We start from the raw sequence: 26,698 nt of genomic DNA on the forward strand, positions 1-26,698 counted from the left end.
TCCAGATCAGCGCCTTGCCCGGGAACAGTCGCAGCGCGCAGAGAGTCTAATCGGGGATGCCCGAACCGAAGACTCCCATGTTCCCCTGGCGCCATCCGGCGCAATCGGAACTCGAAACGCTGCTCAAGACCCATGTCGAGGCCGCCGCCTTCCCGTGCGTCGGCGCCAAGGCGGCACTCGCAAAGGGCACCTTGAACGTCCTGGCCTGCAACCGGCTCGACAGCGCCTGGGACGATCTGCGCATCCACGACGGGCTGATGCGCTTCGCCGCCGACTATCGCGAGGAGCCGACGCTGTTCCGCAGCTTCGCGGTCGTGTTCGACGGTCCGGTCGATTTCGACGAGCCGACGTTCGAGCAGGCGCTGTGGGCGCGCGTCCAGTCCCTCAGCGACAAGGACGTGTGGCGCGGCCAGCCGTACGACACGCGGGTCAGCCATGATCCCGACGATCCGCATTTCTCGCTGAGCTTCGGCGGCGAGGCGTTCTTCGTCGTGGGGCTGCATCCGAACGCCAGCCGGCCGGCGCGGCGGTTCTCGCGGCCGACGATGGTGTTCAACCTCCACGATCAGTTCGAGCTGCTGCGCGCGCAGGGCAAGTATGAGGGTCTGCGAGAAAAGATCCTCGTCCGCGACGAGGCGCTGGCGGGCACCCGCAACCCGATGCTGTCGCGCCACGGCGAGACGAGCGAGGCGCGGCAGTATAGCGGGCGCGTCGTCGATGCGGGTTGGGCCTGCCCGTTCCAATATTCGGGCGCCAAGGAGTGACGGATGCCGTCCGCATCCCCGAACGCAGCGGGGTCGCGTTCCGGCTGGCGGCGGGAGAGACGCTGGAGGTGATCGACCCCATGGGGGTCCAGGTCGCCGATCTCCTCGCCTTCAACGCCGCCGAGATCGGCGAAGCGATCTCGGCGGGGCGGACGTTCGATTATGCCGAGACGATCTATCTCACGCTCGGCCACACGCTCTATTCGAACCGATCGCGCCCGCTGCTCGAGATCGTCCGCGACGACGTCGGCCGCCACGATTTCCTGCTGACCCCGTGCTCGACCGCGACGTTCGAGCATTTCTATCCCGACAAGCCGGTCCACCGCGGCTGCTTCGGCAATCTCGCCGCCGCGCTGGCGCCCTATGGCGTGACCGAGGACATGATCCCGTCGGCGTTCAACTGCTTCATGAACGTGCCGGTCGACGGCGAAACCGGAAAGGTCCGCGTCCTGCCGCCGCTCAGCAAGGCCGGCGACGTGGTCGCGTTCCGCGCCGCGATCGATCTCGTGATCGGCCTCACCGCCTGCTCGGCGTACGATTCGAACGGTGGCACGTTCAAGCCGATCGACTACCGCATCGTTCCCGCCTGACGCGAAAACCCCGGCGGTCTCGCGACCGCCGGGGCTCATCGTGGCGTCGGCGCGGCGGCTCAGCCGAGGAGCTTGAGCACGCCCTGCTGCGACTGGTTCGCCTGGGCGAGCATCGCGGTCGAGGCCTGCGACAGGATCTGCGCCTTGGCGAGATTGGTCGATTCGGTCGAGAAGTCGGCGTCCTCGATCCGGCTCTTGGCGTCCGACAGGTTGGTCGCGTTCGAGGTCAGGTTGTTGACCGCCGACTCCAGCCGGTTCTGCGCGGCGCCCAGCCCGGCGCGGGTCGTCGCGACCGTCGAGATGGCGCTGTCGAACTTGGCAAGGTCCACCGTCGTCTTCAGCCGCGCGGTGGTGCCGGTGGCGGTGAAATCGACGATCTGGCTCAGCTGGCCGCTCTCGGGAGGACCGGCCGCGTAGGCGGCGTCGAGCTTGGGCAGGCTCAGCGTCACCGTGTCGCTGGCGTTGGCGCCGGCCTGGATGGTGATGTCGTTGCTGGCGGTCGCGAACAGGTTCTTGCCGTTGAAGCTGGTGTTCTTGACCACCGACTGGATCTGCTGCGCCAGCGCCTCCTGCTCGGAGGTGATGTTCGCCTTGTCGCTGGTCGAATAGGTGCCGTTCTGCGACTGGACCTGAAGCTCGCGCATCCGCTGGAGCATGTTCGACACTTCGTCGAGCGCGCCTTCGGCGGTCTGCGCCATCGAGATGCCGTCGTTGGCGTTGCGGATGCCCTGGTTCATGCCGCGGATCTGCGAGGTCATCGAGCTGGCGATCGCGAGCCCGGCGGCGTCGTCCTTCGCCGAATTGATGCGCTTCCCCGAGGACAGGCGCTCCATGGCGGTCGACAGCTCCTTGCCGGCCACGGTCGATGCGTTGGTGGCGCGCAGCGCCGAGGTGTTGCTAGCGATAACGGTCATTGTGTGTCTCCGTGCCCGTCAGGCATCTTCGTTCGGAAGTGGATCGAGGAAATGGCGGCGGCTTAGCCGAGGAGCTTGAGCACGCCCTGCTGCGACTGGTTCGCCTGGGCGAGCATCGCGGTCGAGGCCTGCGACAGGATCTGCGCCTTCGCCAGGTTGGTCGACTCGGTCGAGAAATCGGCGTCCTCGATCCGGCTCTTGGCGTCCGACAGGTTGGTCGCGTTCGAGGTCAGGTTGTTGACCGCCGACTCCAGCCGGTTCTGCGCCGCGCCCAGGCCCGAGCGAGAGGTTGCGACCTGCTTCAGCGCATCGTCGAACTTGGTCAGATAGTCGGAGGTGCCCGCAGTCCCGGTGTCGGCGACGGTCACGTCGACCGCCAGCGCCTTGTTGATCGCGTCGCCGCCGCTCGCCGCGTCGTTGAGCTTGCCGAGAGTCAGGGTCACCGTGTCGGACGCATTGGCTCCCGCCTGGATCGACACGCTGGTCTTCGAGCCGTCGAACAGCTTGGTGCCGTTGAACGCGGTGTTGGTCAGCACGCTGCCGATCTGCGCGCCGAGCGCCGTCATCTCGGACTTGATGTTGGCCTTGTCGTTCGCCGAATAGGTGCCGTTCTGCGACTGCACCGTCAGCTCGCGCATCCGCTGGAGCATGTTGGTCACCTCGTCGAGCGCGCCTTCGGCGGTCTGCGCCATCGAGATGCCGTCGTTGGCGTTGCGGATGCCCTGGTTCATGCCGCGGATCTGCGAGGTCATCGAGCTGGCGATCGCGAGCCCGGCGGCGTCGTCCTTCGCCGAGTTGATGCGCTTGCCGGTCGACAGCCGCTCCATCGCGGTGGACAGCATGGAAGAGGCTTCGGCGCCGGCGTTCGACGCGCGCAGCGAGGAGATGTTGCTACCGATCACGGTCATGGTGGGAACTCCGTCCTGCCGCGCTCGCGCCCCCCGGCGCGGCTTCACGGCTCGGGATGGGAAACGGCCGTTGCGGCGGAAACTTTAGACTCCGCGCGCCCCGCGCGGACGGGAATGATCGAGTCGAACGAAAAACCCCGGCGGTCTCGCGACCGCCGGGGCTCATCGTGGCGTCGGCGCGGCGGCTCAGCCGAGGAGCTTGAGCACGCCCTGCTGCGACTGGTTCGCCTGGGCGAGCATCGCGGTCGAGGCCTGCGACAGGATCTGCGCCTTGGCGAGATTGGTCGATTCGGTCGAGAAGTCAGCGTCCTCGATCCGGCTCTTGGCGTCCGAGAGATTGGTCGCGTTCGAGGTCAGGTTGTTGACCGCCGACTCCAGCCGGTTCTGCGCGGCGCCCAGGCCCGAGCGCGTCGTGGCGATCTTCGCGATCGCGGTGTCGTACTGGGTCAGCGTCGCGGCGGCGACCGAGGCGCCGCCGGTGACGACCGCGGCGAGATCGGTGTCGGTCGACAGGTTGGTCATCGACATCGTCACCGTGTCGCTGGCGTTGGCGCCCGCCTGGATCGAGACGGTCGCGGCGCTGCCGTCGAACAGCTTCTTGCCGTTGAACGCGGTGTTCGAGACGACGCTGGTGATCTGCGCGGCAAGCGCGTCCTGCTCGGACTTGATGTTGGCCTTGTCGCTGGTCGAGTAGGTGCCGTTGGCCGACTGGACCTGAAGCTCGCGCATCCGCTGGAGCATGTTTGACACCTCGTCGAGCGCGCCCTCCGCGGTCTGCGCCAGGCTGATGCCGTCGTTGGCGTTGCGGATGCCCTGGTTCATGCCGCGGATCTGCGAGGTCATCGACGACGCGATGGCGAGGCCGGCGGCATCGTCCTTGGCCGAATTGATGCGCTTTCCGGTCGACAGCCGCTCCATCGCGGTCGACAGCATGTCGCCCGCCTTGGTGCCGGCGTTGCTCGCGCGCAGCGACGCGATGTTGCTTCCGATGACAGTCATGATCGTGAACTCCGTGCTGCCGCGCTCGCACCCCCCGGTGCGGCTTTACGGCTCGCAGAGTGAAACGACCGGACCGGGAAGAACTTTAGCGCTTCGTCATGCCCGCGAGGGCGACGCGACGAGAAAAACGAAAAACCCCGGCGGCCGTGCGGCCACCGGGGCTCTCGTCCGCCCGAGATGCGGGCGGGAAGACGGAGCCGACACCCTCGAGCGGGGGGCGGCGCCGGCTCCGAACGGATCAGCCGAGCAGCTTGAGCACGCCCTGCTGCGACTGGTTGGCCTGGGCCAGCATCGCGGTCGACGCCTGGGCCAGGATTTGCGCCTTCGCCAGGTTGGTCGATTCGGTCGAGAAGTCGGCGTCCTCGATCCGACTCTTGGCGTCCGACAGGTTCGTGGAGTTCGACGTCAGGTTGTTGACCGCGCTCTCCAGCCGGTTCTGCGACGCGCCGAGCTTCGAGCGGACCGTCGCGACCTGGCTGATCGCGTCGTCGAAGTTCTGGATCGTCGGGACGACCGGAGTCGTCGCCGCCGAATCGCCGGGCATGCCCGCCGGCGAGGCGGCGAGATCGACCACCAGCGACAGCTTGTTCGACGCGGCGTTGTTGCTGAGGTCGTCGATGCTGATCGCGACGGTGTCGCTGGCGTTCGCGCCCGCCTGGATCGTCACCGACTGCGCGGTGCCCGCGGTACCGTTGCCCTTGAACAGCGAGGTGCCGTTGAAGGCGGTGTTGTTGACGACCGAGCGGATCTGGTCCGCCAGCGCATTCTGCTCGGCGTAGATGTTCTGCTTGTCGGAGGCCGAATAGGTGCCGTTGCCCGACTGGACCGACAGCTCGCGCATCCGCTGGAGCATGTTCGACACCTCGTCCAGCGCGCCCTCCGCGGTCTGGGCGAGCGAGATGCCGTCGTTGGCGTTGCGGATGCCCTGGTTCATGCCGCGGATCTGCGACGTCATCGACGAACTGATCGCGAGGCCGGCGGCGTCGTCCTTGGCCGAGTTGATCCGCTTGCCGGTCGACAGCCGCTCCATCGCGGTGGACAGCTGCTTCGACGCCATGGTCGAGGCGTTGGTGGCGCGCAGCGCCGAGGTGTTGCTTGCGATAACGGTCACGGGAAAGCTCCTTGCCGAACCGCGCGCCGCCACCCCCCGCGAGTGGACGAGCGCGCCGTTCGGACAGGGTAAACGGCCGCCGTCCGGCAAGGTTTAGCCGGTTCTGCCGCCGGCCCGGCAAGCCCCCGCCGCCGGGCGGTTTCGTGCCCTTGCAAGCGATTCCCGCACGCGCGCCGACACGTGTGTACGCTTGCGGACGCACGCGCTCGCGCCCGGAAAAAAGCTGCCGGCAAGCGGCGGTTAGACGCCGCGTTAACCTTTTTCCCCGCATCAGACGCCGGTCAACACCGGGGGTCTTCCAAGAATGCGAGCCATCGTTCCCACCGCGTCCATCGCGGCGAGCCGTATCGCGCTGATCTCGTCGCTGCGTGCGCAAGGGTTCGAGGTGCAGTTGCCGACCGGCCGCGCGCAGGCCGGGGTCGCTTATCTCGTTGGCGAGAGCGAGGCCTGCCCCGTCCCGGCGCGAACGGTGGTGATCGGGACCGAGGGTCGCGACGTTCGTCCGAGCCGCGACGGCGCGCCGGCGCGGATCGCCTACGGCCCTGCCGACGCGGCCGTCGGCGACGCCTTCGCCCGCGCGCTGATCGGCGGCGCGGACCTCCCCACCGCCGCCGACCCCGAGAGCCTGGCGCTGTTCGCGCTCGCCGAGCGGGTCGCGGAAGCCGACATCACCGTGCTCATCAACGGCCCGACCGGCACCGGCAAGGAGGTGCTGGCGCGGACCATCCACGCCAATTCGCCGCGCAAGGACGGCCCGTTCGTCGCGCTCAACTGCGCCGCACTGCCCGAGACGATGCTTGAGGCGATGCTGTTCGGCCACGCCAAGGGCAGCTTCACCGGCGCCTCGGCGTCGGGGGAAGGCTTCTTCCGCGCCGCGCAGGGGGGCACGATCCTGCTCGACGAGATCGCCGAGCTGCCGCTCAATCTGCAGGCGAAGCTGCTGCGCGTCCTGCAGGAACGCGAAGTCGTCCCGATCGGCGCGACCCAGCCGATCCCGGTCGACGTCCGCGTCGTCGCCTGCGCGAACCGGGATCTTCAGGTCGAAGTCGCCGCCGGACGGTTCCGCGCCGACCTCTATTACCGTCTTTCGGTCTTCCCGCTGACCAGCAAGGCGCTGGCCGAGCGCGCCGGCGACATCCCCGCGCTCGCCGCGACGATGATCCTGCGCCACTCGGGCACTCGCGCGGTCGTGCCGTGGCCGAGCGGCCAGGCGATCGACAAGCTCTGCGATCATGACTGGCCCGGCAACGTCCGCGAGCTGGAGAACGTCATCCAGCGCGCGCTCCTGTTCTGCGGCGGCGACACGATCGAGGCGTCGCACATCGTCTTCGATCGTCCCTCCATGCCCCGCGCCGCCAACGACGGCGCGACGACGCTGGGCGAGGTCGTTCAGCTCTCCGAATTCGCCGCGATCCGCGAGACGCTGAAGGCGTGCGGCGGCTCGCGCATCGAAACCGCGAAGCGGCTCGGCATTTCGGAACGGACCTTGCGTTACCGGCTCGCGAAGGCTCGCGAGCAAGGGGACGACATCGTGAAGGCGGCTAGCGCATGAGCGCGATCGGAGGGGTCGGCGGGATCGACCGCGTGATGCAGTTGCGCGCGCAGATCCTCGAGCGCAACCAGGCGCTCGCCAAGGCGAACGCCACCGGCGGGTCCGCCCCCACGGGAGGCGCGGCGCCGGCGGCGAGCTTCGGCGACACGCTGGAGACCGCGCTCAAGACCGTCAACGACGGCCAGCAGAAGGCGTCGGCGCTGTCGGAAAGCTACGAGCGCGGCGACACCATCGACATCGCGAAGGTGATGCTCGCCCGCCAGGAGGCGTCGGTCGGCTTCGAGGCGACGCTCCAGGTCCGCAACAAGATCCTGTCCGCGTACAAGGACATCATGAGCATGCCGGTCTGACATGGCGAACGCTTTGACCCCCGCTTCCTCGACCCTGCCCGCGATCCCCGAGCGGTTCGCGAATCCGCTCAAGCAGATCCAGGGCGTGCTCGCGCAACCCGCGGTCCGCCGCGCGGGGCCGATGGCCTTGATCGTGACCTTGCTCGGCGGCGCGGCGCTGGCCTGGTCGGCGCTGGCGACCCCGCCGCAGAAGACGCTGTTCCAGGGCCTGACCGACGCGGACAAGGCCGCGGTGACCGGCGCGCTCACCACCGCCAACATCACCAGTCACGTCGACGATTCAACCGGCGCGCTGACCGTCGCCGACGAGGATTATTCGAAGGCGCGGATGCTGCTCGCCGGACAGGGCCTGCCCAAGGCCGCCCCGGGCGGCTACGCCATCCTCGACCAATTGCCGATGGGCGTCAGCCGCGCGGTGGAAGGCGAACGCCTGCGCCAGGCGCGCGAGACCGAGCTCGCCCGTTCGGTCGAGGAGATCGACGCGGTCGCCGAGGCGCGCGTCCACCTCGCCATGCCCGAGGCGAGCGTCTTCGTCCGCGACAACGCCGCGCCGTCGGCGTCGGTCGTCATCAAGCTCCAGGGCGGCCGCTCGCTCAGCGATGCCCAGGTCGCCTCGATCGTCAATCTCGTCGCGTCGTCGGTGCCGGGGATGAAACCCGATGCGGTCACCGTGGTCGATCAGATGGGCGCGCTGCTCTCGAAGAGCGGCAATCCCGCCGACGCCGCCACCAGCGAGCGCATCGACTTCCAGCGCCGGCTCGAGGACAAGTACCGCCAGCAAGTGGTCCAGCTGCTGACCCCGCTGGTCGGCGCGGGCAATTTCACCGCCGAGGTCCAGGCCGAGGTCAACCTCGACGAGACCAGCGCGACCCGCGAGAGCTACGACAAGCAGGGCGCGCTGCGCGCCGAGACCGGGCAATGGACCGGCAACCAGGCGCCGAGCCAGACGCCGGGCGGCATTCCGGGTGCGCTCAGCAACACGCCCCCCGCCGCCTCGACCCTTCAGCAGCCGACCCCGGCGGTCGGCGCGAGCGGATCGACCCCGCAGCCGCAGGCGGGCGCTCCGGCCCCCGATCCGCAGAAGCAGTCGGACCAGTATCAGCGCGCCTACGACCTCGGCCGCGAGGTCTCGGTCACCCGCGCCGCGCCCGGCTCGATCAAGCGGCTGAGCGTCGCGGTGCTCCTGCGCGATCCCGAGAAGACCCGTCGGACGACGATGGAGATCGGCCAGATCAGCGATCTGGTGAAGGGCGCGGTCGGCTTCGATCCGGCACGCAACGACAACGTCACGGTCATCTCCAAGAAGTTCGCCGACACCGCCGCGGCCGACGCCGGACCCAAATGGTACGACAACAGCTGGCTGCCGCTGCTCGCGCGCAACCTGACCGCGGTCGTGATCGCGCTGCTGGTGCTGCTGCTGGGCGTCCGCCCGATCGCCAAGGGGCTGATGGCGAAGCGCGAGGAGGCCGGCGCAGGCGGGCTGCCGATCGGCTCGGCCGACGGCGCCGCGGTCAACGCGCCGGTGGTCGGCCCCGACGGGATCGCGACCACTCCGCCCGTCAGCCTCGACCAGATCGAGGCGACCCGCAGCTACGAGGGCCGCGTCGCGGCGGTGCGCGGCTTCACCCGCGACAATCCCGCGCGCGCCGCGCTCGCGGTCCGCGACATGATCGCCGCGGGGGACCGCGGGTGACCGAGCTGCGCACCTTCACCGGCGTCGAGCGCGCCGCCGTCCTGATGATGCTGGTCGGCGAGGACGAAGCCGCCGCCATCCTCCAGAAGCTGGAGCCCGAGGAAGTCCGCCATCTCGGCTCCGCCATGTTCAAGGTCGCCGACGTCAGCGAGGCGGAGGTCGAGACCGTGCTCGACGATTTCGTCGGGCGCGCACGCGACCGCTCGGGCATCGCGTTCGATCCGCGACCGCGGGTGGAGGCGGTGATGACCCGCGCGCTCGGCCAGGAGAAGGCGGCGAGCGTGCTCCAGCGGATCATCCCGGCCGAGGCCGCATGCGGGATCGACCTGCTCGACTGGCTGGACGCCGCCGACATCGCCCAGATGATCGAGGGCGAACACCCGCAGATCGCCGCGGTCCTGATCGCCCAGCTCGATGCGAGCGTCGGCGGCCAGGTGCTCGAGCTGCTCCCCGAGGCGGTTCAGCCCGATATCCTCCACCGCATCGCCAAGCTCGGTCCAGTCTCGCCCGAGGCGCTCGATACGCTGCGCACGATGCTCGCGGGCCGCGCCGCGAAGGGCGGCGGCTCGAGCCAGTCGCTCCAGCTCGGCGGCACCCGCGAGGCGGCCAAGATCCTGCAAGGCGCGCGCAAGGCGACCGAGCAGCGCGTCATGCCCAAGCTGTTTAAGATCGACCGCGAGACCGCGAAGCAGATCGAGGAGTCGATGTTCGTCTTCGACAACCTGCTCGAGATGGACGACAAGAACCTCGGCACGCTGATCCGCAACGTCGACACCGACATCCTGACGCGCGCGCTCAAGGGCGTCGACGAAAAGGCGCGTGGCCGCTTCCTCGGCTGCATGTCCGCCCGCGCCGCCGACGGCATCCGGGACGACATGGAGGCGCGCGGGCCGATGAAGCTGACCGAAGTGCTCGAAGCGCAGAAGGTCATGATCCAGGTGGCGCGCAATCTCGCCAAGGACGGCACCATCCAGATGGGCGGGGGCGAGGACGATTATGTTTGACCGGGGACGGCTCGACGGCGAGCCGATGACCCCTGCCGACGGCTTCGTCGCCGGCTTCGCCGCGCGCCACGACGCCGCGTCGGTCGCCCTGCGGCACGCCTTCTCGGCGCGGCCGAAAGGGTTCGCGCCCGCCGACCTGCTCGCGCGGATCGACGCCGCGCGCACGCCGGAACCTGGCCCCAGGCATTTCTCGCCCGCCGATCGCGCGACCAACCCCACCGAGGGCTGGAACCCGCTGCGCGCCGCCGACGATCCCCCCGCGCTCGATCCCGTCCAGGCCGCGCGCGCCGAGGGCTATGCGGAAGGGCTCGCCGCCGCGCGCGCCGCGGTGGACGAAGCGGCGGAGCGCGACAAGGCGCTGCTCGGCGGGCTGCTCGATCAGCTCCAGGCCGGCGACCGCGTCGACCGCGAGGCGATCGCCGCGCGATTGCGCGAGACGGTGCTGCTGCTGGTCGGCAAGCTGGTCGGCGAAATCGGCGTCTCCGCCGACATGCTGATCGGCCGCGTCGAGGCCGCGGCCGACCTGCTCGCCGACGCGAGCGAATCGGCGATGCTCCGCGTCCATCCGGACGACGTGGCGCTACTCGAAGGGCGGCTGCCGCGCTCGATCTTCCCGATCGGCGACGCGAACGTCGCGCGCGGCAGCTTCGTGCTGGAGGCGTCGTCGACCATCGTCGAGGACGGGCCGGCATTGTGGCTCGAACAGCTCGGCCAGACGATCGACCGGCTGCCGGTGCCCAAGGGATGCTGAACCGCTTCACCCACGACTATCTCGAGACGCTCGCCGCCTGCGACTTCGCGCCGAAGCCGAAGGTATCGGGCCGGCTCGCCTCGTACGACGGCCTCCTCATGGAGGCGATCGGGCTCAGCCTCCCCGTCGGCACCGTGTGCCGCATCGGAGAGCAGGTCGAGGCGGAGGTGATCGGCTTTCGGGGCGGCCGCACTCTCCTCATGAACCTGGGCGGTCCCGCCCCTCTCCTGCCCCAGGCCCCGGTCCGCCCGACCGGCGCGCCCGGCGAGGCGGAGGTCGGCGCGGCGCTGCTGGGCCGCGTCGTCGACGGCGCGGGCAAGCCGATCGACGGGCTCGGCCCGATCCGCGGCGCCGGAACCTGGCCGCTCGCCGGCAAGCTCCAGTCGCCGCTCGATCGCGGGCGCGTCCGCGCGCCGCTCGACGTCGGCGTCCGTGCGATCAACGGATTGCTGACGATCGGCCAGGGCCAGCGCGTCGGCATCATGGCGGGCTCGGGCGTGGGCAAGTCGGTGCTGCTGGGCATGATGGTCCGCGCCGCCAAGGCCGACGTGATCGTAATCGGGCTGATCGGTGAGCGCTCCAGAGAGGTCGCCGACTTCCTCGAGACCAAGGTCGCAGGCGCCGCGCGCGCGCGCTCCGTCGTGGTCGCGGTCCCCGCCAATCATTCCCCCGTCCTCCGCATCCGCGGCGCGCTCCGGGCGACCGCGATCGCCGAGGGCTTCCGGGCGGGGGGCAAGAACGTCCTCCTGATCATGGATTCGCTCACCCGCGTCGCGCACGCGGGTCGCGAGATCGGCCTCGCGCTCGGCGAGCCCGCCTCGGCGCGCGGCTACCCGCCCTCGGCCATCGCGATGCTCCCCAACCTGATCGAGCGCGCCGGCGTAGACGTTTCGAGCGGGGGTGCGATCACCGCGATCTACACCGTGCTGGCGGACGGCGACGACGGCAACGATCCCGTGGTCGATTCGGCCCGCTCGATCCTGGACGGCCATATCGTCCTGTCGCGCCGGCTGGCGGAGAACGGCGTCTATCCCGCGATCGACCTCAGTCCCTCGGTCAGCCGGGTGATGACCGACATCGTTCCGCCCGCGCAGTCGAAGGCGGCGCGGGTGCTGCGCCGACACCTGTCGACCTACGAGCAGAACCGCGACCTCGTGCTGATGGGCGCGTATCGAACGGGCGCGGACCCGGCGATCGACGCCGCCATCGCCTACCATCCCGCGATCCTCGAATACATCCGCCAGGACGCGGACGCGACCGTCTCGCTCGACGACGCCGTCGCCGAGCTGACCGGCGTCTTCGGCGATGGATAGGAAGCAACTCGCCCGCATCCACCGCGTCCGCTCGCTCCAGCTCGGGCTCGCGCAGGCGGGGGAGATGCGGGCGGCGGAGAGCCTCGCCAGCGAAGCCGCGCTCGCGGGGCGCATCGCCGATCTCGCCCGCGCCGTCTCGCCGACCCCGAACGCAACACCGGGCGTGTCGCTCGCCGCCGCCGCGCACTACCGCGAGCGCCTCCACCAGAGCGCGCACGCCGCGGAGGCGCGGGTCGTCACCGCCACGCGCCAAGCCGAGGCGGCGCGTACCGCCCGCGAGGACGCGCACCGGGATCGGACGGCGGTCGAGAAGCTGATCGCCCGGGCCGACGCCGCCAATCTGCTCAAGGCGGTTCGCGCGCTCGAGGACGCGCCGGCGCTTCGACCGAGCTTGGGGAAAGTCCGGCACGATCCTTGCTGATCTCGCCCGCGACCAGTCGCGAGTTCCGATTTGACGCTTTCGATCGCCCCTACTCCGCCGCTCCCGCTCGGGCCGGCGACGCCGATGTCGGCGACGCCGCCGGAGACCGGCGGCTTCGCTGCGATGTTCGGCGCGGTCGGCGGCAAACCCGGCAGGATCCTGCCGGGCTTGCCGGGCGACGTCCCCTCGTTGCCGCCGCACGTCCCGGTTGCGGACGCGGAGCCGGCGGCCGTCTCCGATCCGTTCGCCGAGTCCGCGGGCGCGTCCGATCGCACCCGCCGGCCGGGCCTGCGGGGCACCGGAGTCGAGCGAACCGAGCCGACGATCGATCCGCGCCTTCGGCCGGAGGCCGACCCGGCGCCGGTCACCCGGCCCCGCCCCGCCACGCGCGACGACGAACCGAAGAGCGAGACCGAGCAAGCCGACGCCGACGCGGCGGCGACGGCGACGCTCGCGATTGGCTCGACCGCACGGGCCGAAGCGCCAGCCGGCGGCGAGCGCTCGATCCCTCCGGAGGCTCGAACCCCCGACCGCGTGGCCGCGCCCTCTTCGGGACCGGCCGATCCACTCCCGGTGTCGAGCAACGCGCTCCCGCCGCTTGCCCATCACGAACGCGCCGCCCAGCCCGTCCCCACTCTGTCCCGCAGCGACGCAGAGCCGCCCACCGCCGCTCCGCTCCGCCCGGCGTCGGCGTCCGCCGTCCAAGCCATGCGTGGGGAGCGGACCGGCAGCACCACGCCGACGATCATGACCGCACCGCCCTCCGTCGCGGCCTCGACCCCGGCGGTGCGGTTCCGGATGGGATCCGAACCGACCCTTTCGCCCGTGGCGGCTTCGGTCCCGGACCGCGCGGCACCCAACGCTCTCGGAGACGCTTCGCCGATCAGGTCCGACCGGCCCATCACACGGCCCGCGCCGACCCACGGGACGACCCCATCGATGACCAGCGTCGCGCCGTCCACCGGCCGCGCGCGTCTCACCGATCGGCCGCGTACGGGTGCACCCGAACCGAACGCGCCGACTTCGCAATCCGACACGCCCGCCCACCGCGCCGTGGCCGCGACGCCGCGCGGACCGGTCGACCCGTTCCCAAACGATCGCGCTCCCGAACAGGTCCGGTCGCCGGTCGGCGCGCCGGCCACGGTTCAGGCGAGTCCGCGCTCGCCCGCGCCGGCGGCGGTTCCTGCCGTCGATTCGGTCTCCAGCCCAATCGCCTTGATGGCGCCGACGGACCCGCGGCCCGCCAGCGCACAGCCGATCTTGGGCGTACGCATCCTCACGGCGGCGCCTCGGGCGCGCTCGACCTCATCCTCGCAGTCGAGCGTCGCTGCCCCCGATCGCGTCGCGCTCGCGCTCGAAGTCGCCGCCGCCCCCGCAATCCCGAGCCCATCCACGGCGGCTCCCCTGACCCAGGCGGCTCGACCGCCCTCGCCTTCGCCGCAGCCGGCGCCTCCGCGAGCTGCCGACGTCGCGCACATCGCGCAACCGACCGCCAGGGCGCATTCGGTCGCGCCGACCCCGCAGGTCGTCTCGCCGCCGGCCGGCACCGCGGCGACCCTCCCGAGCGCCCGTCCGGTCCCCGCACCGCCGCATGTCGTGGCCGCGCCCGCCCGGGCCGAAGCGCCGAGGGTCCCCGCGCGCGCCTCGGCGCCAGCGCCGCCCGGAACCGCTCCGCTCGACACCGCCTCCCGGCTCGTCGGCCGCCCGGCGTCGACGCCGCGCACCGCCGCGCCGCGCATGGCCGCGACCGCCGAGCTCGGCGCTCCGATGCTGACGACCGCGGCCGCGCTCGCCGCGACCGCCGCCGTCGTCGCGCCCGCCTCGCCGCCGCCGCCGGTCGACATGGCCCGGCACAATTGGCCCGCCGCGATGATCGCGCGGATCGAAGCGCTGCGCGACGCCGCCGACGCGGCTTCGACGACGATCCGCGTGATCCCGGATGCGCTCGGCGCGATCGACGTCTCGCTCAGGCAGGACGGCGAGGTCACTCATGTCCATCTCGCCGCCGAACAGCCGCAGACCCGCGCCCTGCTCGCCGAGGCCGCGCCCAAGCTCGCCGAACTGGCCGAGCAGCGCGGGCTGCGGCTCGGCGACGCGCAGGTGGATGGCGGACCGGGGTCCGGCGGCGGCGGGCAGCAGTCCGCCGCGCACCAGACCCCCCGCCGCCCCGCTGCCGCGCCGCCGTCCGCTCGCACGGCGGCCGAGCCCGGCTCCGCCGACGACCGCATCGCCTAGCCCGAAGGACCCGACATGAGCGATCCCAAACCCGAAGACGCCGCCACCCCCAAGAAGAAGGGCGGCCTGAAAAAAATCCTGATCCTGGGCGTCGGCGTCGCCGCGCTGCTCGGCGGCGGAGTCGGTGCCGGGCTATACGCCGCCAGTTCGGGGATGATCGGCGGCGGGCACGGCGCCCCGGTCGACGACGGCAAGCCCAAACTCGTGCCCAAGAGCGAGCAGAAGCGCCCGAAGGAAGCCGGCGCGGAAGGAAGCGGGGGCGAGGGCCACGGCGAGGCGAGCGCCGCCGGCCACGAGGGCAAGGCCCCGCCCGCGGGCGGCGGCGGCGAACGCTACGCTTCCAATTACTATGCGATGGAAAAGGATTTCACCTCCAACCTCCAGGATTCGGTCCACATGGTCCAGGTCGGGATCGCCGTCTCCACGCCCTACGACGACACCGTCATCGACAACCTCAAGACCAATGACATCGCGGTCCGCTCGGCGATCCTGATGACGCTCGGCGACACCAGCGAGGAGCAGGTCTTCTCGAGCCAGGGCAAGCAGCAGCTCCAGCAGCGTCTCGCCAAGGCGATCAACGCGACGCTCGAGCAGAAGGAAGGATTCGGCGGGGTCAGTAACGTCTACTTTACCAATTTCGTCGTTCAGTGAGCAGGCATGGTTAACGGCTCCGCCACCCCGAACTCGTCCGACCGCCGCGAGCGCAATCGCAGCGACGTCGAGGCGCGCCCGGGAATGCTGGGCGCCGCCAAGCTCAACCCGTTCGGCGATCTCCACAGCGTCCAGCATCTCTCCGCCCGGCTCGCGCGGAGCCTGAAGGGGGTGTTCGAGCCGATCCTGCGCGCCGAGGTCCGCACCTGGGCCGAGCCGCTGGTCGTCCAGCGCTTCGCCGACTATCGCGCCGAGCGCCCCGACACGCTGTCGGCGTGGCTGCCGCTGGCGATGACGCCCGGCGACGGCGCGGCGCTGCTGGTGATGGACGGCCGCTTCGTGCTCGAGCTGCTCGACCTGTTCTTCGGCGGCCTGGGCGCGGCCCCGCACGAGCTGCCGCGCGAGTTCTCGCCCGCCGCCTCCGCGCTCGTGGCGCGGCTCGGCCGCTCGATCGCCGAGCAGCTCGCCGCGGCCTGGGAGCCGCTGGCACGGATCGCCTTCGCCGCCGGGCATCCCGAGGCCAACCCGGCGCTGCTCGGCGGCGTCGACGGCGACGACGCGGTGATCGTCACCCGCTTCGGCATCGCGCAGGGGACCGCCAAGCCGGTGTTTCTTGATCTCTGCTATCCGGTCTCGGCGATGCGCCTGCACGGCCAGGCACTGACCGGCAAGGTCGTCGCCAAGGCGGCCGAGCCCGACGCGGCGTGGCGCAATGGGCTGACCCGCGCGGCGATGGACGTGCGCTTCTGCGTCCGCTCGGTCCTCGCCGAGCCGATCGTGCCGCTGTCGCTCCTCATCAACCTGAAGCCCGGCGACGTCATCCCGATCAGCTTCAACGAGGTAGTCCCGGTGATGGTCGGCGACGACCGCCTCGGCAACGGCACGGTCGGCACCTCGAACGGCCATGCCGCGATCCGCCTCACCTCTCTCGCCTCGCTCGAAGGACAGAATCCATGAACGCCATGACCGGCGACTTCCCGGTGGACTCCGCCGTCGCCGCCAATTTCCGGCTGCTCCAGGACGTCGACGTCAAGCTGACCGTCGAGATCGGCTCGACCCAGCTGAGCTTGCGCGAACTCCTCGCGCTCGGCGAGTCGAGCGTGATCGAGCTCGACCGCCAGGCGAACGAGCTGCTCGACGTCTTCGTCAACGGCACCCTGATCGGCCGGGGCGAGGTGGTGACCGTCGGCGACCGCTTCGGCGTCAAGATGACCGAGCTGGTCAACCCCGACAAGCGCGGCTGAGGCGATTCCGACATGATGTGGACCTACGTCCTCAAGCTGGTGATCCTGCTCCCGCTCGTCTGCGGGCTGATGATCGGCTCGCTCTACCTCTGGCGGCGGGTCGAGAGCCGGATGCCGGGCAAGGCGACGACGCGGCTGATCGCGGTCAAGGAGACGATGATGATCTCCCCGGGTCTGCGCCTCGCGGTGCTCGACTTCGAGGGGCGGCGGTTGCTGGTCTCGGTCGGGCGCGGCGGAGTCGCGCTGATCGACAAGGTCGAGAGCCCCTCGGCATGAGCGTCACCCGCACCGGAGGCGGCGTCGCGCTGATCCGCGAGGCCGCGAGCGAGCGCCGCGCGCCGACGATGCCGGTCCTGAAGATCGCGCTGATCCTGCTGGCGCTCGCCCTCGCCGTCCTGCTCGCCATGCCCGCGCTCGCCCAGACCGCCCCGGCGGCCCCCGCGGCGCCCGCGGCGCCCGGCGTCGGCGACGCGGTGGACCGCGCGATCGGCCAACTCGCGAACGGCGCCGCGAACGCGCCGGGGTCGCCCGGCAACGGCTCGCTGTCGCTCAGCCTGCAAGTGCTCATCATCATGGGCCTGCTGACGATCCTGCCGGGCATCCTGCTGATGATGACCAGCTTCACCCGGATCATCATCGTGCTGTCGATCCTGCGCCAGGCGCTCGGCCTCCAGCAGACCCCGCCCAACCAGGTGCTGATCGGGCTCTCGCTGTTCCTCAGCTTTTTCGTGATGGCGCCCGTCGTCACCCAGATCAATCAGACCGCGATCCAGCCATATGCCGCCGGACGACTGGCGGGCACCGACATGATCAAGGCCGGCGGGGCGCCGCTCCATGCCTTCATGGCCAAGCAGACGCGGGTCAAGGACCTCACGATGTTCGCGTCGATGGCCAAGAGCGGCCCCTACGCAAAGCCCGACGACATTCCCTATTCGGTGCTGCTCCCGGCGTACGTCACCAGCGAGCTCAAGACCGCGTTCCAGATCGGCTTCCTCGTCTTCCTGCCCTTCCTCGTGATCGATCTCGTGGTCGCGACGGTCCTGACCGCGCTGGGCATGATGATGCTGTCGCCGACGATCATCTCGCTCCCGTTCAAGCTCTTGCTGTTCGTCCTCGTCGACGGCTGGGCGCTGACGATGGGCAGCCTGGCGAATTCGTTCGCGACCTGACCACGCACACCCGCCTGCCCGTTCGTCCCGAGCGAAGTCGAAGGGCAGGCGGAAGACGGTGCCTCGACTTCGCTCGCCACGAACGGACTGATGATGCATCCCCTCGTCGACGCCGATTACTTCCTCACCGTCGCCAACCAGACGATGTGGGTGCTGGCGCTCGCCGCCGCGCCGATCCTGATTCCGGCGCTGCTGTCGGGCCTCATCCTCGGCATGGTCCAGGCCGCGACCTCGATCAACGAGGCGACGCTGTCGTTCGTCCCCAAGCTCATCGTGGTCGCGGTGTCGGTGCTGGTGTTCGGCAGCATGATCCTGGGGCTGCTGAGCGACTTCACCGTCGACATCTTCGCGCGCATCCCGGACCTCGTCCACTAATCCGATGTTGGGCTTCGGCTTAGCCATCGAGCCCCAGCTCTGGGCGCTGGTGTTCGTGATGATCCGCGTCGGTGCGGCGTTCGTCGCGGCGCCGATGTTCGGCAACGTCTCGGTTCCACTCCCCGTCCGCGTCGCGCTGTCGGGCGGCATCGGCGTGCTCGTGCTCGGCACCCACGCCGTCACGCCCCCGCCCGAGGTCTTCGCGCTCGCCACCTTCATGGCGATCGCCGCCGAGGCTCTGGTCGGTCTCGCGCTCGGCTTCATCCTCCAGATCGCCTTTGCAGCACCCCTGGTCGCCGGCGAGATCATCGGGGGCGCGATGGGGATCGGCTTCGCCAACATGATCGACCCCAATTCGGGTCGCTCCTCGCCCGCGATCGGCCAGTTCCTGTCGATCCTGCTGACTCTCCTGTTCCTTTCCCTCGACGGGCACCTCGTCCTGGTCGACACGATCGTGAAGAGCTACGACGTGCTTCCCGTCGGCAAGTCGTGGCTGGCCGCCGCGCAGGCGCGCGACATCGCGCTGTTCGGCGGTTACGCCTTCCTCGCCGGGCTGCTGCTCGCGCTGCCGGTCGGCTTCCTGCTGCTCTGCCTCAATCTCGTCATGGGGATGCTCGCGCGCTCGGCGCCCGCGCTCAACATCTTCTCGGTCGGCATCCCGGCGAGCCTCGCGACCGGCGTCGTCGCGCTCGCCATCGCCTTCCCGGCGATGGGCGACTATCTCCAGGTCATCGTCCGCGAGGGCCTTGCCGCCACCTCCAGCCTGGTGCTCGGCTGATGGCGGAGGACGCCGGCGAACGGACGGAAGCCCCCACCCAGAAGCGCCGCAAGGATGCGGTCGACAAGGGCGAACTCCTCAAGAGCCGCGAGCTCTCGACCGCGCTCGTCGTCCTCGCCGGCGTCGCCTGGATCCTGCTGTTCGGCGGTCAGCTGATCGCGGGCCTGAAGGCGGTGATGGCGGCGAGCTTCTCGTTCGGCCGCGCCGACGTCGAGGATTTCGAGCCCTGGCGTCCGCTCGCCGCCGCGGCCTGGACGCTCGCGGTCCCGGTCGGCGCGCTGTTCGTGCTGGCGATGGCCGCGACGATCTTCGCGCAGGCCGGGCTCGGCTCGCTGCGCTTCAACGCCTCGCTGCTCGCGCCCAAGCCCTCGCGCATCAATCCCGCCTCGGGGCTGAAACGGATCTTCGGCACGTCCGGGCTGATCGAACTCGGCAAGTCGCTGCTCAAGGTCGTCCTGCTCGGCGCGATCGGCGCGTACGTCCTGTGGACGTCGACGCGGATCACCTTCGGCCTCGCCTCGTCGAACATCGACCAGGCGGTCTCGACCCTCGGCGGCACGCTGACGACGATCCTGCTGGCGATGGCGCTCGGCCTCGTGCTGATCGCGATGGTCGACGTGCCGACCGCCATGTTCCAGCTCTTCAAAAAGCTCCGCATGTCGAAGCAGGAGATCAAGGACGAGCATAAGGAGAGCGAGGGCAATCCCGAGACCAAGGGCCAGCAACGCGCCCGCGCCCGCGCGATGCTGTCGAAGGGCGCGCGCAAGGCGGTCGCCGAGGCGCACGTCATCCTCACCAACCCCACGCACTTCGCGGTGGCCCTCCGCTACGAGCGCGGGCGCGACCAGGTGCCGGTGGTGGTGGCGAAGGGCCGGGGCGCGACCGCGCTGGCGATCCGCGAGATCGCGGGCGAGATGCACGTGCCCGTGCTCGAATATCCCGCGCTCGCCCGCGCCGTCTACTACACCAGCCGCGAGGGGCAGGAGGTCCGCGACGACCTCTACCTCGCGATCGCGACGGTGCTGGCGTTCGTGTTCGGCATCAACGCACGGGCGGGGGGGACGGCGACGCCGCCGCCGATCGACGTGCCGCCGGGCGCAAGGTTCGACGAGAATGGGGTGCAATCCTCACCCCGCTCATCCCGAGGATGAGCGGAAAAGAGGACGAACTCCGCTTAACTTCGCGCTCCACCAGCCGTTTCACCTCCCGTCATGACCACCACTTCCCCCACGTCGTCGTCGCCCACACCGACGCCGACGCCGACCGCGGCGAGCATCAACGCCGCCGCCGCGCAGTCGCTGCTGACCTCGCTCGGCGCGGGCTCGGGGGTGGACACCGCCAGCCTCGTCGCCAGCCTGGTGCAGGCGCAATTCGCGACCAAGACCGCGCAGCTCAAGACGCAAGGCGACACGCTCACCGCGCAGATCTCGGCGGTGTCGTCGCTCAAGAGCACGATCAGCGACTTCGCCGACGCGCTCGCCAATCTGGTGAAGGGCGGGACGCTCCAGTCGCAGCCCGTCGTGTCGAACGGCGCGGTCCTTTCCGCCAGCGCGATCCCCGGCGGCAAGACCGCGGGGCTCAGCGCCAGCATCACCGTCAGCCAGCTCGCGAGCCAGCAGACCGCGGTCAGCAGGACCGCGTTCGCGACCAAGGACGCGGTGGTCGGCACCGGCACGCTGACGCTCAAGCTCGGCGCGGCGACCTACAATGCGGACGGATCCATGGCGTCCTTCGCGCAAGGCGCGACCGGTGCCATCGACATCACGATCGACGACACCAATTCGTCGCTGACCGGCATCGCCGCCGCGATCAACGCCAAGAAGGCCGGTGTTACCGCCAGCGTCGTCACCGACGCCGACGGCGTCGCCTACCTCTCGCTCAAGGGCGCGACCGGCGCCGCGCAGGCGTTCACGCTCGACGCGGCCTCGACCACCGGCGATCTGTCGCAGGTCGCGGTCGGCGTCGGCGCGGCGAACACGGTCGTGACCAGCCAGGCCAGGAATGCGAAGCTGTCGGTCGACGGCGTCGCGGTCGAGCGCGCCTCGAACGACATTTCGGACCTGATCGCCGGCATCAAGCTGTCGCTGACCGGCGTGTCCGCGACCCCCGTGTCGCTCACCACCACCCAGCCGACGACCGCCCTCACCAATGCGGTCAACGATTTCGTGGACACCTACAACGGCGTGGTCGCGACGGTGAAGGCGGACACCGATCCGATCACCGGCGTGCTCCGCGCCGATCCCGCTGCCAAGGGCCTGCTCCAGTCGATGCAGGTTTTGGTGTCGAAGACCCTGCTGTCGGGCGCGGCCGCGGGCGAGCCGGCGACGCTGGCCGCGATCGGGGTGCGCACCAACCGCGACGGCACGCTCCAGGTCGACGCCGACCAGCTCGCGACCGCGCTCAAGGACTATCCCGACCAGGTCGAGGCGATGTTCGCCTATTCGACCTCGAACCCGGACGGCGTCAACGCGGCGATGTCCTCGCTGAAGCTGAACGCGACCAGCACGCTCTACGGCCTCGGCGCGTCAACCACCCGCTATACCGAGGCGCAGACCCGGCTCGCGGCGCTGCAGGACGACATCGCGACGAAGTCGGCGTCGATGACCAACCGGCTGACCCAGCAATACGCCAGCATGAACGCCAAGCTCTCCGCCTACAAATCGACCCAGTCGTACCTGACCCAGCAGGTCGACATGTGGACCAAGTCGACCGGCTGATGGCGTACGCATCGGCGCTGCTGCGCAATCCGGCGCGGACCTACCGCGACATCGACCTGGCCGGCCGCACCGCGATGGCGGACGCGGCGGCGCTCGTGTCGCTGCTCTACGACGAACTCACCGGCGCGCTTCGCGTCGCCGCCTGGGCCGCCGAGCATCGCCGCTTCGAGATCAGAAGCGAGAAGGTGACGCGAGCGACCGCGATCCTGTTCGCGCTCGAAGCGGGGCTGGACTTCGAACACGGCGCGGAGGTCTCCGCCACCCTCGCCCGCTTCTACGCCGGCGCGCGCAAGGAGATCGTCCGCGCGAGCATCGGCACCGAGGCCAAGCCGCTGCTCGACGTGGCCGCCAGCATCGACGAGATCGCGGGCGCATGGAAGATGGCCCGCGCGGCTTAGGCTAGGCGCCGCGCACCCAGTGCCGACGGACGAAATACCCGACCGTCCCCACCGCGATCACGACGCAGATGGCCATGATGGCATCGAACGCCCACGGCTTGTGCGCATAAGGCAAGCCGTCGACGTTCATGCCGTACAGCCCGGTGATGAACGTCAGCGGCAGGAACACCATCGCCGCGATCGCGATGATCAGGCTGCGCGAATCGAGCTGCTCGGCGCGCAGGTCGGTCAGCGCCTCGTGCATCAGGCTGGCGCGTTCGCGGATCGCCTCCAGCTCCTCGGCCATGCGCGCGGCGCGGTCGGCGGCGGCGGCGAGGTGGAGGCGATCGTCATCGGCCAGCCATTCGCCCGGAAGCGTCGCCAATTTCTCCAGGGCCGCGCGCTGGGGGGCGAGGAAACGGCGGTAGTTGATCGCCTGGACGCGAACATGCGTCACCCCGCGACGCAGTTCGAACACATGGTCGGCGTCCAGCTTCTGCTCGCAATCGTCCAGGCTGTCGCCCAGATCGGCGACCTCGGGGTCGAGGTCCTCGGTGATCGCGGTGGCGAAGGCCGCGATCAGGTCGCCGGGGTCGCGCACCTCGCCGTCCGCCACCTCGCGCTCGACCGCGTCGACCGCGATCAGATGCTTGCGGGTGAGCGAGATCACCCGGCCCTTGATCGCCCAGATGCGGACCGAGGCGAGCGCGTCGGAGCCGTCGAGTTCCTCGTCGGTGCGCCCGCGCAGGTTGAGGAACGCGCCGTCCTGGAATTGCTCGCAGCGGGGGCGGGTCTCCTGCGCGGTCAGCGCCTCGACGAGATATTCGGGGACCTTGGCCTCGTCGCGCAGCCAGACCTGCGCATGTTCGGCGGTGGTCGACAGGTGCACCCAGACGAGATCGGCGGTGCAGCCCAGCGCCTCCTTGATCTCGACCTTTGCCGCCTTGCCGTCGGTGATGCGGTAGCCGAACCCGCTCATCGTCGCATCCTCATCGGGCCATCCTCACGTCGACGTTCAGTCCCGGCGCCGGGTCAACCGGCGGCGCGGCGGTTTCGATCCGCACCGCGTCCGCGCGGGCACGGTCGAGGATCGCCGCGGGCACCTCCGCGCCGTGGGTCACGCGGTCGGCGTTGGCGAGCAGCCGCGCCTGGCGGAGCGTGAGGTCGTCCGGGTCGGAGGAGGTGAGGACGATCGCCTCCAGCTCCGCAGTGTCGTGGCCCCGGAGCTGATCGGCGCCCAGCCACCGGTCGACACCGGGTTCCGGACCGAATGGATCGAGGTCGCCTCCCGGAGCAAGCGCCGCGGAGAGCGCGCGCCGCCGCGCGATCGCGTCCGGAAGCGCCGCGCGGATTGCGCCCCGAGCCGCGAACAGCGCGTCCGCCAGCTGCCCCAGCCGAGCCGGCAAAAGCGCCTCCAGCCGCTGACGGAGCGCTGCCGCCAACCCCGCCGACGCGCCCCCGGTCCCGATCGCGACGATCACCGGCGAGCGGTCGACGATCGCGGGCAGGGTGAAGTCGCACAGCTCGGGCCGGTCGACCGCGTTGACCAGCACCCCGCGCGCCCTGAGCCGCGCGACCGCGGCGTCGTCGTCGACGACGATGGCGAGGGGTGGGAGACGTAGGTTCGTGCCGAGCGAAGGCTCTGCTGAGCTTCGTCGAAGCATCGAGGCACCGCCTGCCGCTTGTCCCTCGACTTCGCTCGGGACGAACGGCGGTTCGGGGACCACCACCGCTCGCGCACGTTCCAGCAGGCGCCGCTTCGCCTCCGCCGCCTCGCCTTCGCCGACCAGGATCACCTTGCGACCCTGGAGGCGCAGGAACACGGGCAGCGAATGGAGCGTCACAGCCAGGCGGGCACGCGCTCGGCGGCGATCAGCATCTCCGCCGCGACCCGGTCGGCGACGACGGCGTAACGGTCGCCGTCGACCAGCACCTCGGGCACCAGCGGCCGAGAATTGTAGGTCGACGCCATCGTCGCGCCGTACGCGCCTGCGGTACGGAAGATCGCGAGGTCGCCGCGGGCCACGAGGTCGATCTCGCGATCGCGGGCGAAGGTGTCGCCGGTCTCGCACACGGGCCCGGCGATGTTGGCGACGAACCGCCCGCCCGTCGGCCGCACCGCCTGAAAATCGTGCCAGGCGTCGTAGAGCGCCGGCCGCGCGAGGTCGTTCATCGCCGCGTCGACGATCACATAGGGGTTGCTCACCCCCGGCTTCACCCAGATCACGCGGGTGAGGAGCACCCCGGCATTGCCCGCGATCACGCGCCCGGGCTCGAACATCAGCTCGACCTCCCACCCCGCGGTCGCGCGCGCGACCACCACGCCGAGGTCGGCGGGCGACGGCAGCACCTCCCCCGCGCGGTAGGGCACCCCCAGCCCACCGCCGAGATCGACCCGTGTGACGGCGTGACCGGCGGCGCGCAGTTCGGCGACCAGCGTGCCGACCCGCATGTACGCCGCCTCGAGGGGCGACAGATCGGCCAGCTGGCTGCCGATGTGGATCGCCACCCCCCGCATCTCGAGCCCGGGCAGCGCGGCCAATCGCGCGTACATCGCGGGCGCCTGGTCGATCGGAATGCCGAACTTGTTCTCGGCTCGTCCCGTCGAGATCTTGGCGTGAGTGCGCGCATCGACGTCGGGATTGACCCGCAGCACCGCGGGCGCCCGCACCCCCCGCGCCTCGGCCAGCGCCGAGAGGACGACCCCCTCTTCCTCCAGCTCGAGGTTGAACTGCCCGATGCCGGCGTCCAGCGCCGTCGCCAGTTCGCCCTGGGTTTTGCCCACGCCGGAAAAGACGATGTCGGCGGCGGGCATCCCCGCCGCGAGCGCGCGTGCCAGCTCGCCTCCTGAGACGACGTCGGCCCCGTAGCCCTCGTCGGCAAGCACCCTCAGCACCGCCAGATTGGGGTTCGCCTTGATCGCATAGGCGAGATGCACCTGCCCCGCGCCGGCAACGCCCTCACGGAAGACCCGCGCATGGCGGCGCAGCGTGGCCGCCGAATAGACGTAGACGGGCGTCCCCACCTCGTCGGCGATGCGCGCGAGCGGCACGTCCTCGCACCAGAGCTCGCCCTCCCTCAGATCGAAATGGTCCATCGCTCTATTGCGGCGGATCGGCGGCGGCGGCGTCGACAGGCGCAGGCCGGTCCGGCTCGCCCGCACGGCGGGGCGGCAGGTCGAACTCGTCCGAGCGGCGCTTCTCGGAGCGGACGAGCAGATCGTCGACCGTCAGCGGCCGCTGTTGCGGTCGCGGGGTCGTCAGCTGCTTGGGGGTCGGCGTCGCGGTCGCACCATAAGGCGCGACCGGCAGCGGCTGTCCTGCGCGCGGCTTGAGCTCCGCCGCCGAGCCGCACCCGGTCAGCGCCAGACACAGCATCAGACCGCGCCTCATCGTCCCGCCTCCAGCGCGTCGCGGGCGGCGGCGATCGCCTCGCGCACGCGCGTCGGCGCGGTCCCGCCGAAGCTCGTACGGCTCGCGACCGAGGCATCGACCGAGAGCACGTCATAGACCCTTGGATCGAGCCGTGCGTCGATCGCCTGCAGGTCGGCGAGCGGCAGTTCGTCGAGGCGCACGCCCGTCGCTTCCGCCCGCGCCACCGTGCGGCCCGTGATGTGGTGCGCCTCGCGGAACGGCACGCCCGCCTCGCGCACCAGCCAGTCGGCGAGATCGGTCGCGGTGGCGAAGCCGGCCTCCGCGACCTCGCGCATCCGATCGGCCCGGAACGTCGCGCTCTCGACCATGCCCGTCATCGCCGCGAGGCTCAGGGTCAGCAGATCATGCGCCTCGAACACCGGCGGCTTGTCGTCCTGCATGTCCTTCGAATAGGCGAGCGGCAGCCCCTTCATCGTCATCATCAGGCTGACGAGGCTGCCGACGATCCGCCCCGAATGGCCGCGGACCAGTTCGGCCGCGTCGGGGTTGCGCTTCTGCGGCATGATCGAGCTGCCGGTCGACCAGGCGTCGGACAGCGAGACGAACCCGAACGGCTGCGACGCCCACAGCACGAACTCCTCGGCGAGGCGGCTGAGGTGCAGCGAACATTGCGCCGCGCACGTCAGGAACTCGATCGCGAAATCGCGGTCGCTGACCGAATCGAGGCTGTTGCGGGTCGGGCCGTCGAACCCCAGCGCCGCCGCGGTCGCCGCCCGGTCGATGGGGAATCCCGTCCCCGCCAGCGCCGCCGCGCCGAGCGGGCACAGGTTCATCCGCGCCCGCGCATCTCGAAACCGAGAGGCGTCGCGCGCCGCCATCTCGGCATAGGCCATCAGGTGATGCCCCAGCGTCACCGGCTGTGCCGATTGGAGGTGCGTGAACCCCGGCATCACGCTCGCCGCATGCTCCTCCGCCCGCGTCAGCAGCGCGCGACGCAGCGCCGCCAACCGGCCGAGCGTCGCGTCGATCGCCTCGCGCACCCACAGCCGGAAGTCGGTCGCGACCTGGTCGTTGCGGCTGCGCGCGGTGTGAAGGCGGCCCGCGACCGGTCCGATTGCCTCGGCCAGCCGCGCCTCGGTCTGCATGTGGATGTCCTCAAGCGCGAGGTCCTCCACCACGCCGTCACGCTCGTATCCCTCGGCGACCCGGTCCAGCCCGGCCGTGATCGCCGCCGCATCCTCGGCCGAGACGATGCCAGCCGCGCCCAGCATCGCGACATGCGCCTTCGATCCCGTCACGTCCTGCCGCCACAGCCGCTTGTCGAAGGGGATGCTCGCATTTATCTCACGCATCACCGCAGCGGGGCCTTCGGCGAACCGCCCGCCCCACATCTGATTGCCCCCCATGG

Annotated in this window: 30 protein-coding genes; 20 read left to right on the forward strand and 10 right to left on the reverse strand. The window is 70.5% G+C overall.

Features of this window, described 5'->3' with window-relative positions; genetic code table 11:
- Positions 1–56 precede the first annotated feature (56 nt).
- Positions 57–764 carry a guanitoxin biosynthesis heme-dependent pre-guanitoxin N-hydroxylase GntA gene (gene gntA, locus AC4GYY_RS10945; RefSeq protein ID WP_491120532.1) on the forward strand — a complete coding sequence of 236 codons (708 nt, stop codon included), beginning with the start codon at positions 57–59 and terminating at the stop codon, positions 762–764.
- Positions 761–1,354 carry a DUF1989 domain-containing protein gene (locus AC4GYY_RS10950; protein ID WP_491120533.1) on the forward strand — a complete coding sequence of 198 codons (594 nt, stop codon included), beginning with the start codon at positions 761–763 and terminating at the stop codon, positions 1,352–1,354. The genes gntA and AC4GYY_RS10950 overlap by 4 nt, the downstream gene beginning before the upstream one ends.
- 59 nt (positions 1,355–1,413) lie before the next feature.
- Here AC4GYY_RS10950 and AC4GYY_RS10955 read toward each other — a convergent pair whose 3' ends face one another.
- The 4 genes from AC4GYY_RS10955 to AC4GYY_RS10970 all read right to left on the reverse strand — a co-directional run bounded on the left by AC4GYY_RS10955 (position 1,414) and on the right by AC4GYY_RS10970 (position 5,286).
- On the reverse strand, positions 1,414–2,268 hold the full coding sequence (locus AC4GYY_RS10955) for a flagellin N-terminal helical domain-containing protein (RefSeq protein WP_491120534.1): 855 nt from the start codon (positions 2,266–2,268) through the stop codon (positions 1,414–1,416).
- Between the two features lie 62 nt (positions 2,269–2,330).
- Entirely contained in the window at positions 2,331–3,176 is an 846-nt protein-coding gene (locus AC4GYY_RS10960) for a flagellin N-terminal helical domain-containing protein (protein ID WP_491120536.1), read from the reverse strand.
- Positions 3,177–3,362: 186 nt separating this feature from the next.
- On the reverse strand, positions 3,363–4,175 hold the full coding sequence (locus AC4GYY_RS10965; protein ID WP_491120538.1) for a flagellin N-terminal helical domain-containing protein: 813 nt from the start codon (positions 4,173–4,175) through the stop codon (positions 3,363–3,365).
- Between the two features lie 238 nt (positions 4,176–4,413).
- Positions 4,414–5,286 (reverse strand): flagellin N-terminal helical domain-containing protein, encoded by an 873-nt coding sequence (locus AC4GYY_RS10970; protein WP_491120539.1) that lies wholly within the window; start codon positions 5,284–5,286, stop codon positions 4,414–4,416.
- A 304-nt stretch (positions 5,287–5,590) separates the two neighbouring features.
- Here AC4GYY_RS10970 and AC4GYY_RS10975 point away from each other — a divergent pair, with 304 nt between their 5' ends.
- The 7 genes from AC4GYY_RS10975 to AC4GYY_RS11005 are packed head-to-tail and all read left to right on the forward strand — an operon-like array spanning position 5,591 to position 12,370.
- Positions 5,591–6,838, forward strand: a complete 1,248-nt coding sequence (locus AC4GYY_RS10975; RefSeq protein ID WP_491120541.1) for a sigma-54 interaction domain-containing protein — start codon at positions 5,591–5,593, stop codon at positions 6,836–6,838.
- Complete coding sequence (gene fliE / locus AC4GYY_RS10980; RefSeq protein ID WP_491120542.1) at positions 6,835–7,188, forward strand: flagellar hook-basal body complex protein FliE; 354 nt, start codon at positions 6,835–6,837, stop codon at positions 7,186–7,188. The genes AC4GYY_RS10975 and fliE overlap by 4 nt, the downstream gene beginning before the upstream one ends.
- 1 nt (position 7,189) lies before the next feature.
- A complete protein-coding gene (gene fliF, locus AC4GYY_RS10985) occupies positions 7,190–8,881 on the forward strand; it encodes a flagellar basal-body MS-ring/collar protein FliF (RefSeq protein WP_491120543.1) in 1,692 nt (563 codons plus the stop codon).
- Entirely contained in the window at positions 8,878–9,885 is a 1,008-nt protein-coding gene (fliG, locus tag AC4GYY_RS10990; protein ID WP_491120545.1) for a flagellar motor switch protein FliG, read from the forward strand. The genes fliF and fliG overlap by 4 nt, the downstream gene beginning before the upstream one ends.
- A 25-nt stretch (positions 9,886–9,910) precedes the next feature.
- A complete protein-coding gene (locus tag AC4GYY_RS10995; RefSeq protein ID WP_491120547.1) occupies positions 9,911–10,636 on the forward strand; it encodes a FliH/SctL family protein in 726 nt (241 codons plus the stop codon).
- Positions 10,630–11,949, forward strand: coding sequence for a FliI/YscN family ATPase (locus tag AC4GYY_RS11000; protein WP_491120549.1), 1,320 nt, complete (start codon positions 10,630–10,632; stop codon positions 11,947–11,949). Before AC4GYY_RS10995 ends, AC4GYY_RS11000 begins: the two co-directional genes overlap by 7 nt.
- Positions 11,942–12,370 carry a hypothetical protein gene (locus AC4GYY_RS11005; RefSeq protein ID WP_491120550.1) on the forward strand — a complete coding sequence of 143 codons (429 nt, stop codon included), beginning with the start codon at positions 11,942–11,944 and terminating at the stop codon, positions 12,368–12,370. The genes AC4GYY_RS11000 and AC4GYY_RS11005 overlap by 8 nt, the downstream gene beginning before the upstream one ends.
- 1,145 nt (positions 12,371–13,515) lie before the next feature.
- Here AC4GYY_RS11005 and AC4GYY_RS11010 read toward each other — a convergent pair.
- On the reverse strand, positions 13,516–13,644 hold the full coding sequence (locus tag AC4GYY_RS11010; RefSeq protein ID WP_491120552.1) for a hypothetical protein: 129 nt from the start codon (positions 13,642–13,644) through the stop codon (positions 13,516–13,518).
- A 322-nt stretch (positions 13,645–13,966) separates the two neighbouring features.
- On the opposite strand from AC4GYY_RS11010, the gene AC4GYY_RS11015 reads away from it, so the two are divergent.
- The 11 genes from AC4GYY_RS11015 (at position 13,967) to AC4GYY_RS11065 (ending at position 21,937) form a co-directional block, all read left to right on the forward strand.
- Positions 13,967–14,605, forward strand: a complete 639-nt coding sequence (locus tag AC4GYY_RS11015) for a flagellar hook-length control protein FliK (RefSeq protein ID WP_491120553.1) — start codon at positions 13,967–13,969, stop codon at positions 14,603–14,605.
- A gap of 15 nt (positions 14,606–14,620) precedes the next feature.
- Positions 14,621–15,256, forward strand: a complete 636-nt coding sequence (locus tag AC4GYY_RS11020) for a flagellar basal body-associated FliL family protein (protein ID WP_491120555.1) — start codon at positions 14,621–14,623, stop codon at positions 15,254–15,256.
- A 6-nt stretch (positions 15,257–15,262) separates the two neighbouring features.
- Positions 15,263–16,213 (forward strand): flagellar motor switch protein FliM, encoded by a 951-nt coding sequence (locus AC4GYY_RS11025; protein ID WP_491120557.1) that lies wholly within the window; start codon positions 15,263–15,265, stop codon positions 16,211–16,213.
- Positions 16,210–16,500 (forward strand): flagellar motor switch protein FliN, encoded by a 291-nt coding sequence (gene fliN / locus AC4GYY_RS11030; RefSeq protein ID WP_491120559.1) that lies wholly within the window; start codon positions 16,210–16,212, stop codon positions 16,498–16,500. The genes AC4GYY_RS11025 and fliN overlap by 4 nt, the downstream gene beginning before the upstream one ends.
- A gap of 12 nt (positions 16,501–16,512) precedes the next feature.
- Positions 16,513–16,776, forward strand: coding sequence for a flagellar biosynthetic protein FliO (locus tag AC4GYY_RS11035; protein WP_491120561.1), 264 nt, complete (start codon positions 16,513–16,515; stop codon positions 16,774–16,776).
- Positions 16,777–16,844: 68 nt separating this feature from the next.
- Entirely contained in the window at positions 16,845–17,669 is an 825-nt protein-coding gene (gene fliP / locus AC4GYY_RS11040) for a flagellar type III secretion system pore protein FliP (protein ID WP_491121195.1), read from the forward strand.
- Positions 17,670–17,762: 93 nt separating this feature from the next.
- Positions 17,763–18,044: a flagellar biosynthetic protein FliQ gene (locus AC4GYY_RS11045; RefSeq protein WP_491121196.1), complete on the forward strand. Its 282-nt coding sequence runs from the start codon at positions 17,763–17,765 to the stop codon at positions 18,042–18,044.
- 4 nt (positions 18,045–18,048) lie between these two features.
- Positions 18,049–18,822 (forward strand): flagellar biosynthetic protein FliR, encoded by a 774-nt coding sequence (gene fliR / locus AC4GYY_RS11050; protein ID WP_491120563.1) that lies wholly within the window; start codon positions 18,049–18,051, stop codon positions 18,820–18,822.
- Entirely contained in the window at positions 18,822–19,973 is a 1,152-nt protein-coding gene (locus tag AC4GYY_RS11055) for an EscU/YscU/HrcU family type III secretion system export apparatus switch protein (RefSeq protein WP_491120564.1), read from the forward strand. Before fliR ends, AC4GYY_RS11055 begins: the two co-directional genes overlap by 1 nt.
- A 60-nt stretch (positions 19,974–20,033) precedes the next feature.
- Positions 20,034–21,539, forward strand: a complete 1,506-nt coding sequence (fliD, locus tag AC4GYY_RS11060; RefSeq protein WP_491120565.1) for a flagellar filament capping protein FliD — start codon at positions 20,034–20,036, stop codon at positions 21,537–21,539.
- Positions 21,539–21,937 carry a flagellar export chaperone FliS gene (locus AC4GYY_RS11065; protein ID WP_491120566.1) on the forward strand — a complete coding sequence of 133 codons (399 nt, stop codon included), beginning with the start codon at positions 21,539–21,541 and terminating at the stop codon, positions 21,935–21,937. The genes fliD and AC4GYY_RS11065 overlap by 1 nt, the downstream gene beginning before the upstream one ends.
- Before the next feature lies 1 nt (position 21,938).
- Here the strand turns inward: AC4GYY_RS11065 and AC4GYY_RS11070 are convergent, their stop codons facing one another.
- Genes AC4GYY_RS11070 through argH form a run of 5 tightly spaced genes read right to left on the reverse strand, consistent with a single transcriptional unit; the run spans position 21,939 to position 26,681 of the window.
- A complete protein-coding gene (locus tag AC4GYY_RS11070) occupies positions 21,939–22,895 on the reverse strand; it encodes a zinc transporter ZntB (protein ID WP_491120567.1) in 957 nt (318 codons plus the stop codon).
- Between the two features lie 10 nt (positions 22,896–22,905).
- Entirely contained in the window at positions 22,906–23,739 is an 834-nt protein-coding gene (locus AC4GYY_RS11075) for a precorrin-2 dehydrogenase/sirohydrochlorin ferrochelatase family protein (RefSeq protein WP_491120568.1), read from the reverse strand.
- A gap of 17 nt (positions 23,740–23,756) precedes the next feature.
- A complete protein-coding gene (gene lysA / locus AC4GYY_RS11080; protein WP_491120569.1) occupies positions 23,757–25,013 on the reverse strand; it encodes a diaminopimelate decarboxylase in 1,257 nt (418 codons plus the stop codon).
- Positions 25,014–25,017: 4 nt separating this feature from the next.
- Positions 25,018–25,308: a hypothetical protein gene (locus AC4GYY_RS11085; RefSeq protein ID WP_491120570.1), complete on the reverse strand. Its 291-nt coding sequence runs from the start codon at positions 25,306–25,308 to the stop codon at positions 25,018–25,020.
- Positions 25,305–26,681: an argininosuccinate lyase gene (gene argH, locus AC4GYY_RS11090; protein WP_491121198.1), complete on the reverse strand. Its 1,377-nt coding sequence runs from the start codon at positions 26,679–26,681 to the stop codon at positions 25,305–25,307. Before argH ends, AC4GYY_RS11085 begins: the two co-directional genes overlap by 4 nt.
- Positions 26,682–26,698: the final 17 nt, after the last annotated feature.

The sequence above is a fragment of the Sphingomonas sp. SP6 genome, from assembly GCF_058313435.1.

Bases quoted from the DNA above. Each gene is read 5' to 3' on its own strand.
- AC4GYY_RS11085 (WP_491120570.1), bottom strand. From the start codon at position 25,308: ATGAGGCGCGGTCTGATGCTGTGTCTGGCGCTGACCGGGTGCGGCTCG.
- fliF (WP_491120543.1), top strand. From the start codon at position 7,190: ATGGCGAACGCTTTGACCCCCGCTTCCTCGACCCTGCCCGCGATCCCC.
- AC4GYY_RS11005 (WP_491120550.1), top strand. From the start codon at position 11,942: ATGGATAGGAAGCAACTCGCCCGCATCCACCGCGTCCGCTCGCTCCAG.
- AC4GYY_RS10975 (WP_491120541.1), top strand. From the start codon at position 5,591: ATGCGAGCCATCGTTCCCACCGCGTCCATCGCGGCGAGCCGTATCGCG.
- AC4GYY_RS11010 (WP_491120552.1), bottom strand. From the start codon at position 13,644: ATGCGTACGCCCAAGATCGGCTGTGCGCTGGCGGGCCGCGGGTCCGTC.
- lysA (WP_491120569.1), bottom strand. From the start codon at position 25,013: ATGGACCATTTCGATCTGAGGGAGGGCGAGCTCTGGTGCGAGGACGTG.
- gntA (WP_491120532.1), top strand. From the start codon at position 57: ATGCCCGAACCGAAGACTCCCATGTTCCCCTGGCGCCATCCGGCGCAA.
- AC4GYY_RS10965 (WP_491120538.1), bottom strand. From the start codon at position 4,175: ATGACTGTCATCGGAAGCAACATCGCGTCGCTGCGCGCGAGCAACGCC.
- fliP (WP_491121195.1), top strand. From the start codon at position 16,845: ATGCCGGTCCTGAAGATCGCGCTGATCCTGCTGGCGCTCGCCCTCGCC.
- AC4GYY_RS11055 (WP_491120564.1), top strand. From the start codon at position 18,822: ATGGCGGAGGACGCCGGCGAACGGACGGAAGCCCCCACCCAGAAGCGC.
- AC4GYY_RS11025 (WP_491120557.1), top strand. From the start codon at position 15,263: ATGGTTAACGGCTCCGCCACCCCGAACTCGTCCGACCGCCGCGAGCGC.
- AC4GYY_RS10955 (WP_491120534.1), bottom strand. From the start codon at position 2,268: ATGACCGTTATCGCTAGCAACACCTCGGCGCTGCGCGCCACCAACGCA.
- AC4GYY_RS11065 (WP_491120566.1), top strand. From the start codon at position 21,539: ATGGCGTACGCATCGGCGCTGCTGCGCAATCCGGCGCGGACCTACCGC.
- AC4GYY_RS10995 (WP_491120547.1), top strand. From the start codon at position 9,911: ATGACCCCTGCCGACGGCTTCGTCGCCGGCTTCGCCGCGCGCCACGAC.
- AC4GYY_RS11020 (WP_491120555.1), top strand. From the start codon at position 14,621: ATGAGCGATCCCAAACCCGAAGACGCCGCCACCCCCAAGAAGAAGGGC.
- AC4GYY_RS11045 (WP_491121196.1), top strand. From the start codon at position 17,763: ATGCATCCCCTCGTCGACGCCGATTACTTCCTCACCGTCGCCAACCAG.
- AC4GYY_RS11035 (WP_491120561.1), top strand. From the start codon at position 16,513: ATGATGTGGACCTACGTCCTCAAGCTGGTGATCCTGCTCCCGCTCGTC.
- fliE (WP_491120542.1), top strand. From the start codon at position 6,835: ATGAGCGCGATCGGAGGGGTCGGCGGGATCGACCGCGTGATGCAGTTG.
- fliD (WP_491120565.1), top strand. From the start codon at position 20,034: ATGACCACCACTTCCCCCACGTCGTCGTCGCCCACACCGACGCCGACG.
- AC4GYY_RS11070 (WP_491120567.1), bottom strand. From the start codon at position 22,895: ATGAGCGGGTTCGGCTACCGCATCACCGACGGCAAGGCGGCAAAGGTC.
- fliR (WP_491120563.1), top strand. From the start codon at position 18,049: ATGTTGGGCTTCGGCTTAGCCATCGAGCCCCAGCTCTGGGCGCTGGTG.
- argH (WP_491121198.1), bottom strand. From the start codon at position 26,681: ATGTGGGGCGGGCGGTTCGCCGAAGGCCCCGCTGCGGTGATGCGTGAG.
- AC4GYY_RS11000 (WP_491120549.1), top strand. From the start codon at position 10,630: ATGCTGAACCGCTTCACCCACGACTATCTCGAGACGCTCGCCGCCTGC.
- fliN (WP_491120559.1), top strand. From the start codon at position 16,210: ATGAACGCCATGACCGGCGACTTCCCGGTGGACTCCGCCGTCGCCGCC.
- AC4GYY_RS10960 (WP_491120536.1), bottom strand. From the start codon at position 3,176: ATGACCGTGATCGGTAGCAACATCTCCTCGCTGCGCGCGTCGAACGCC.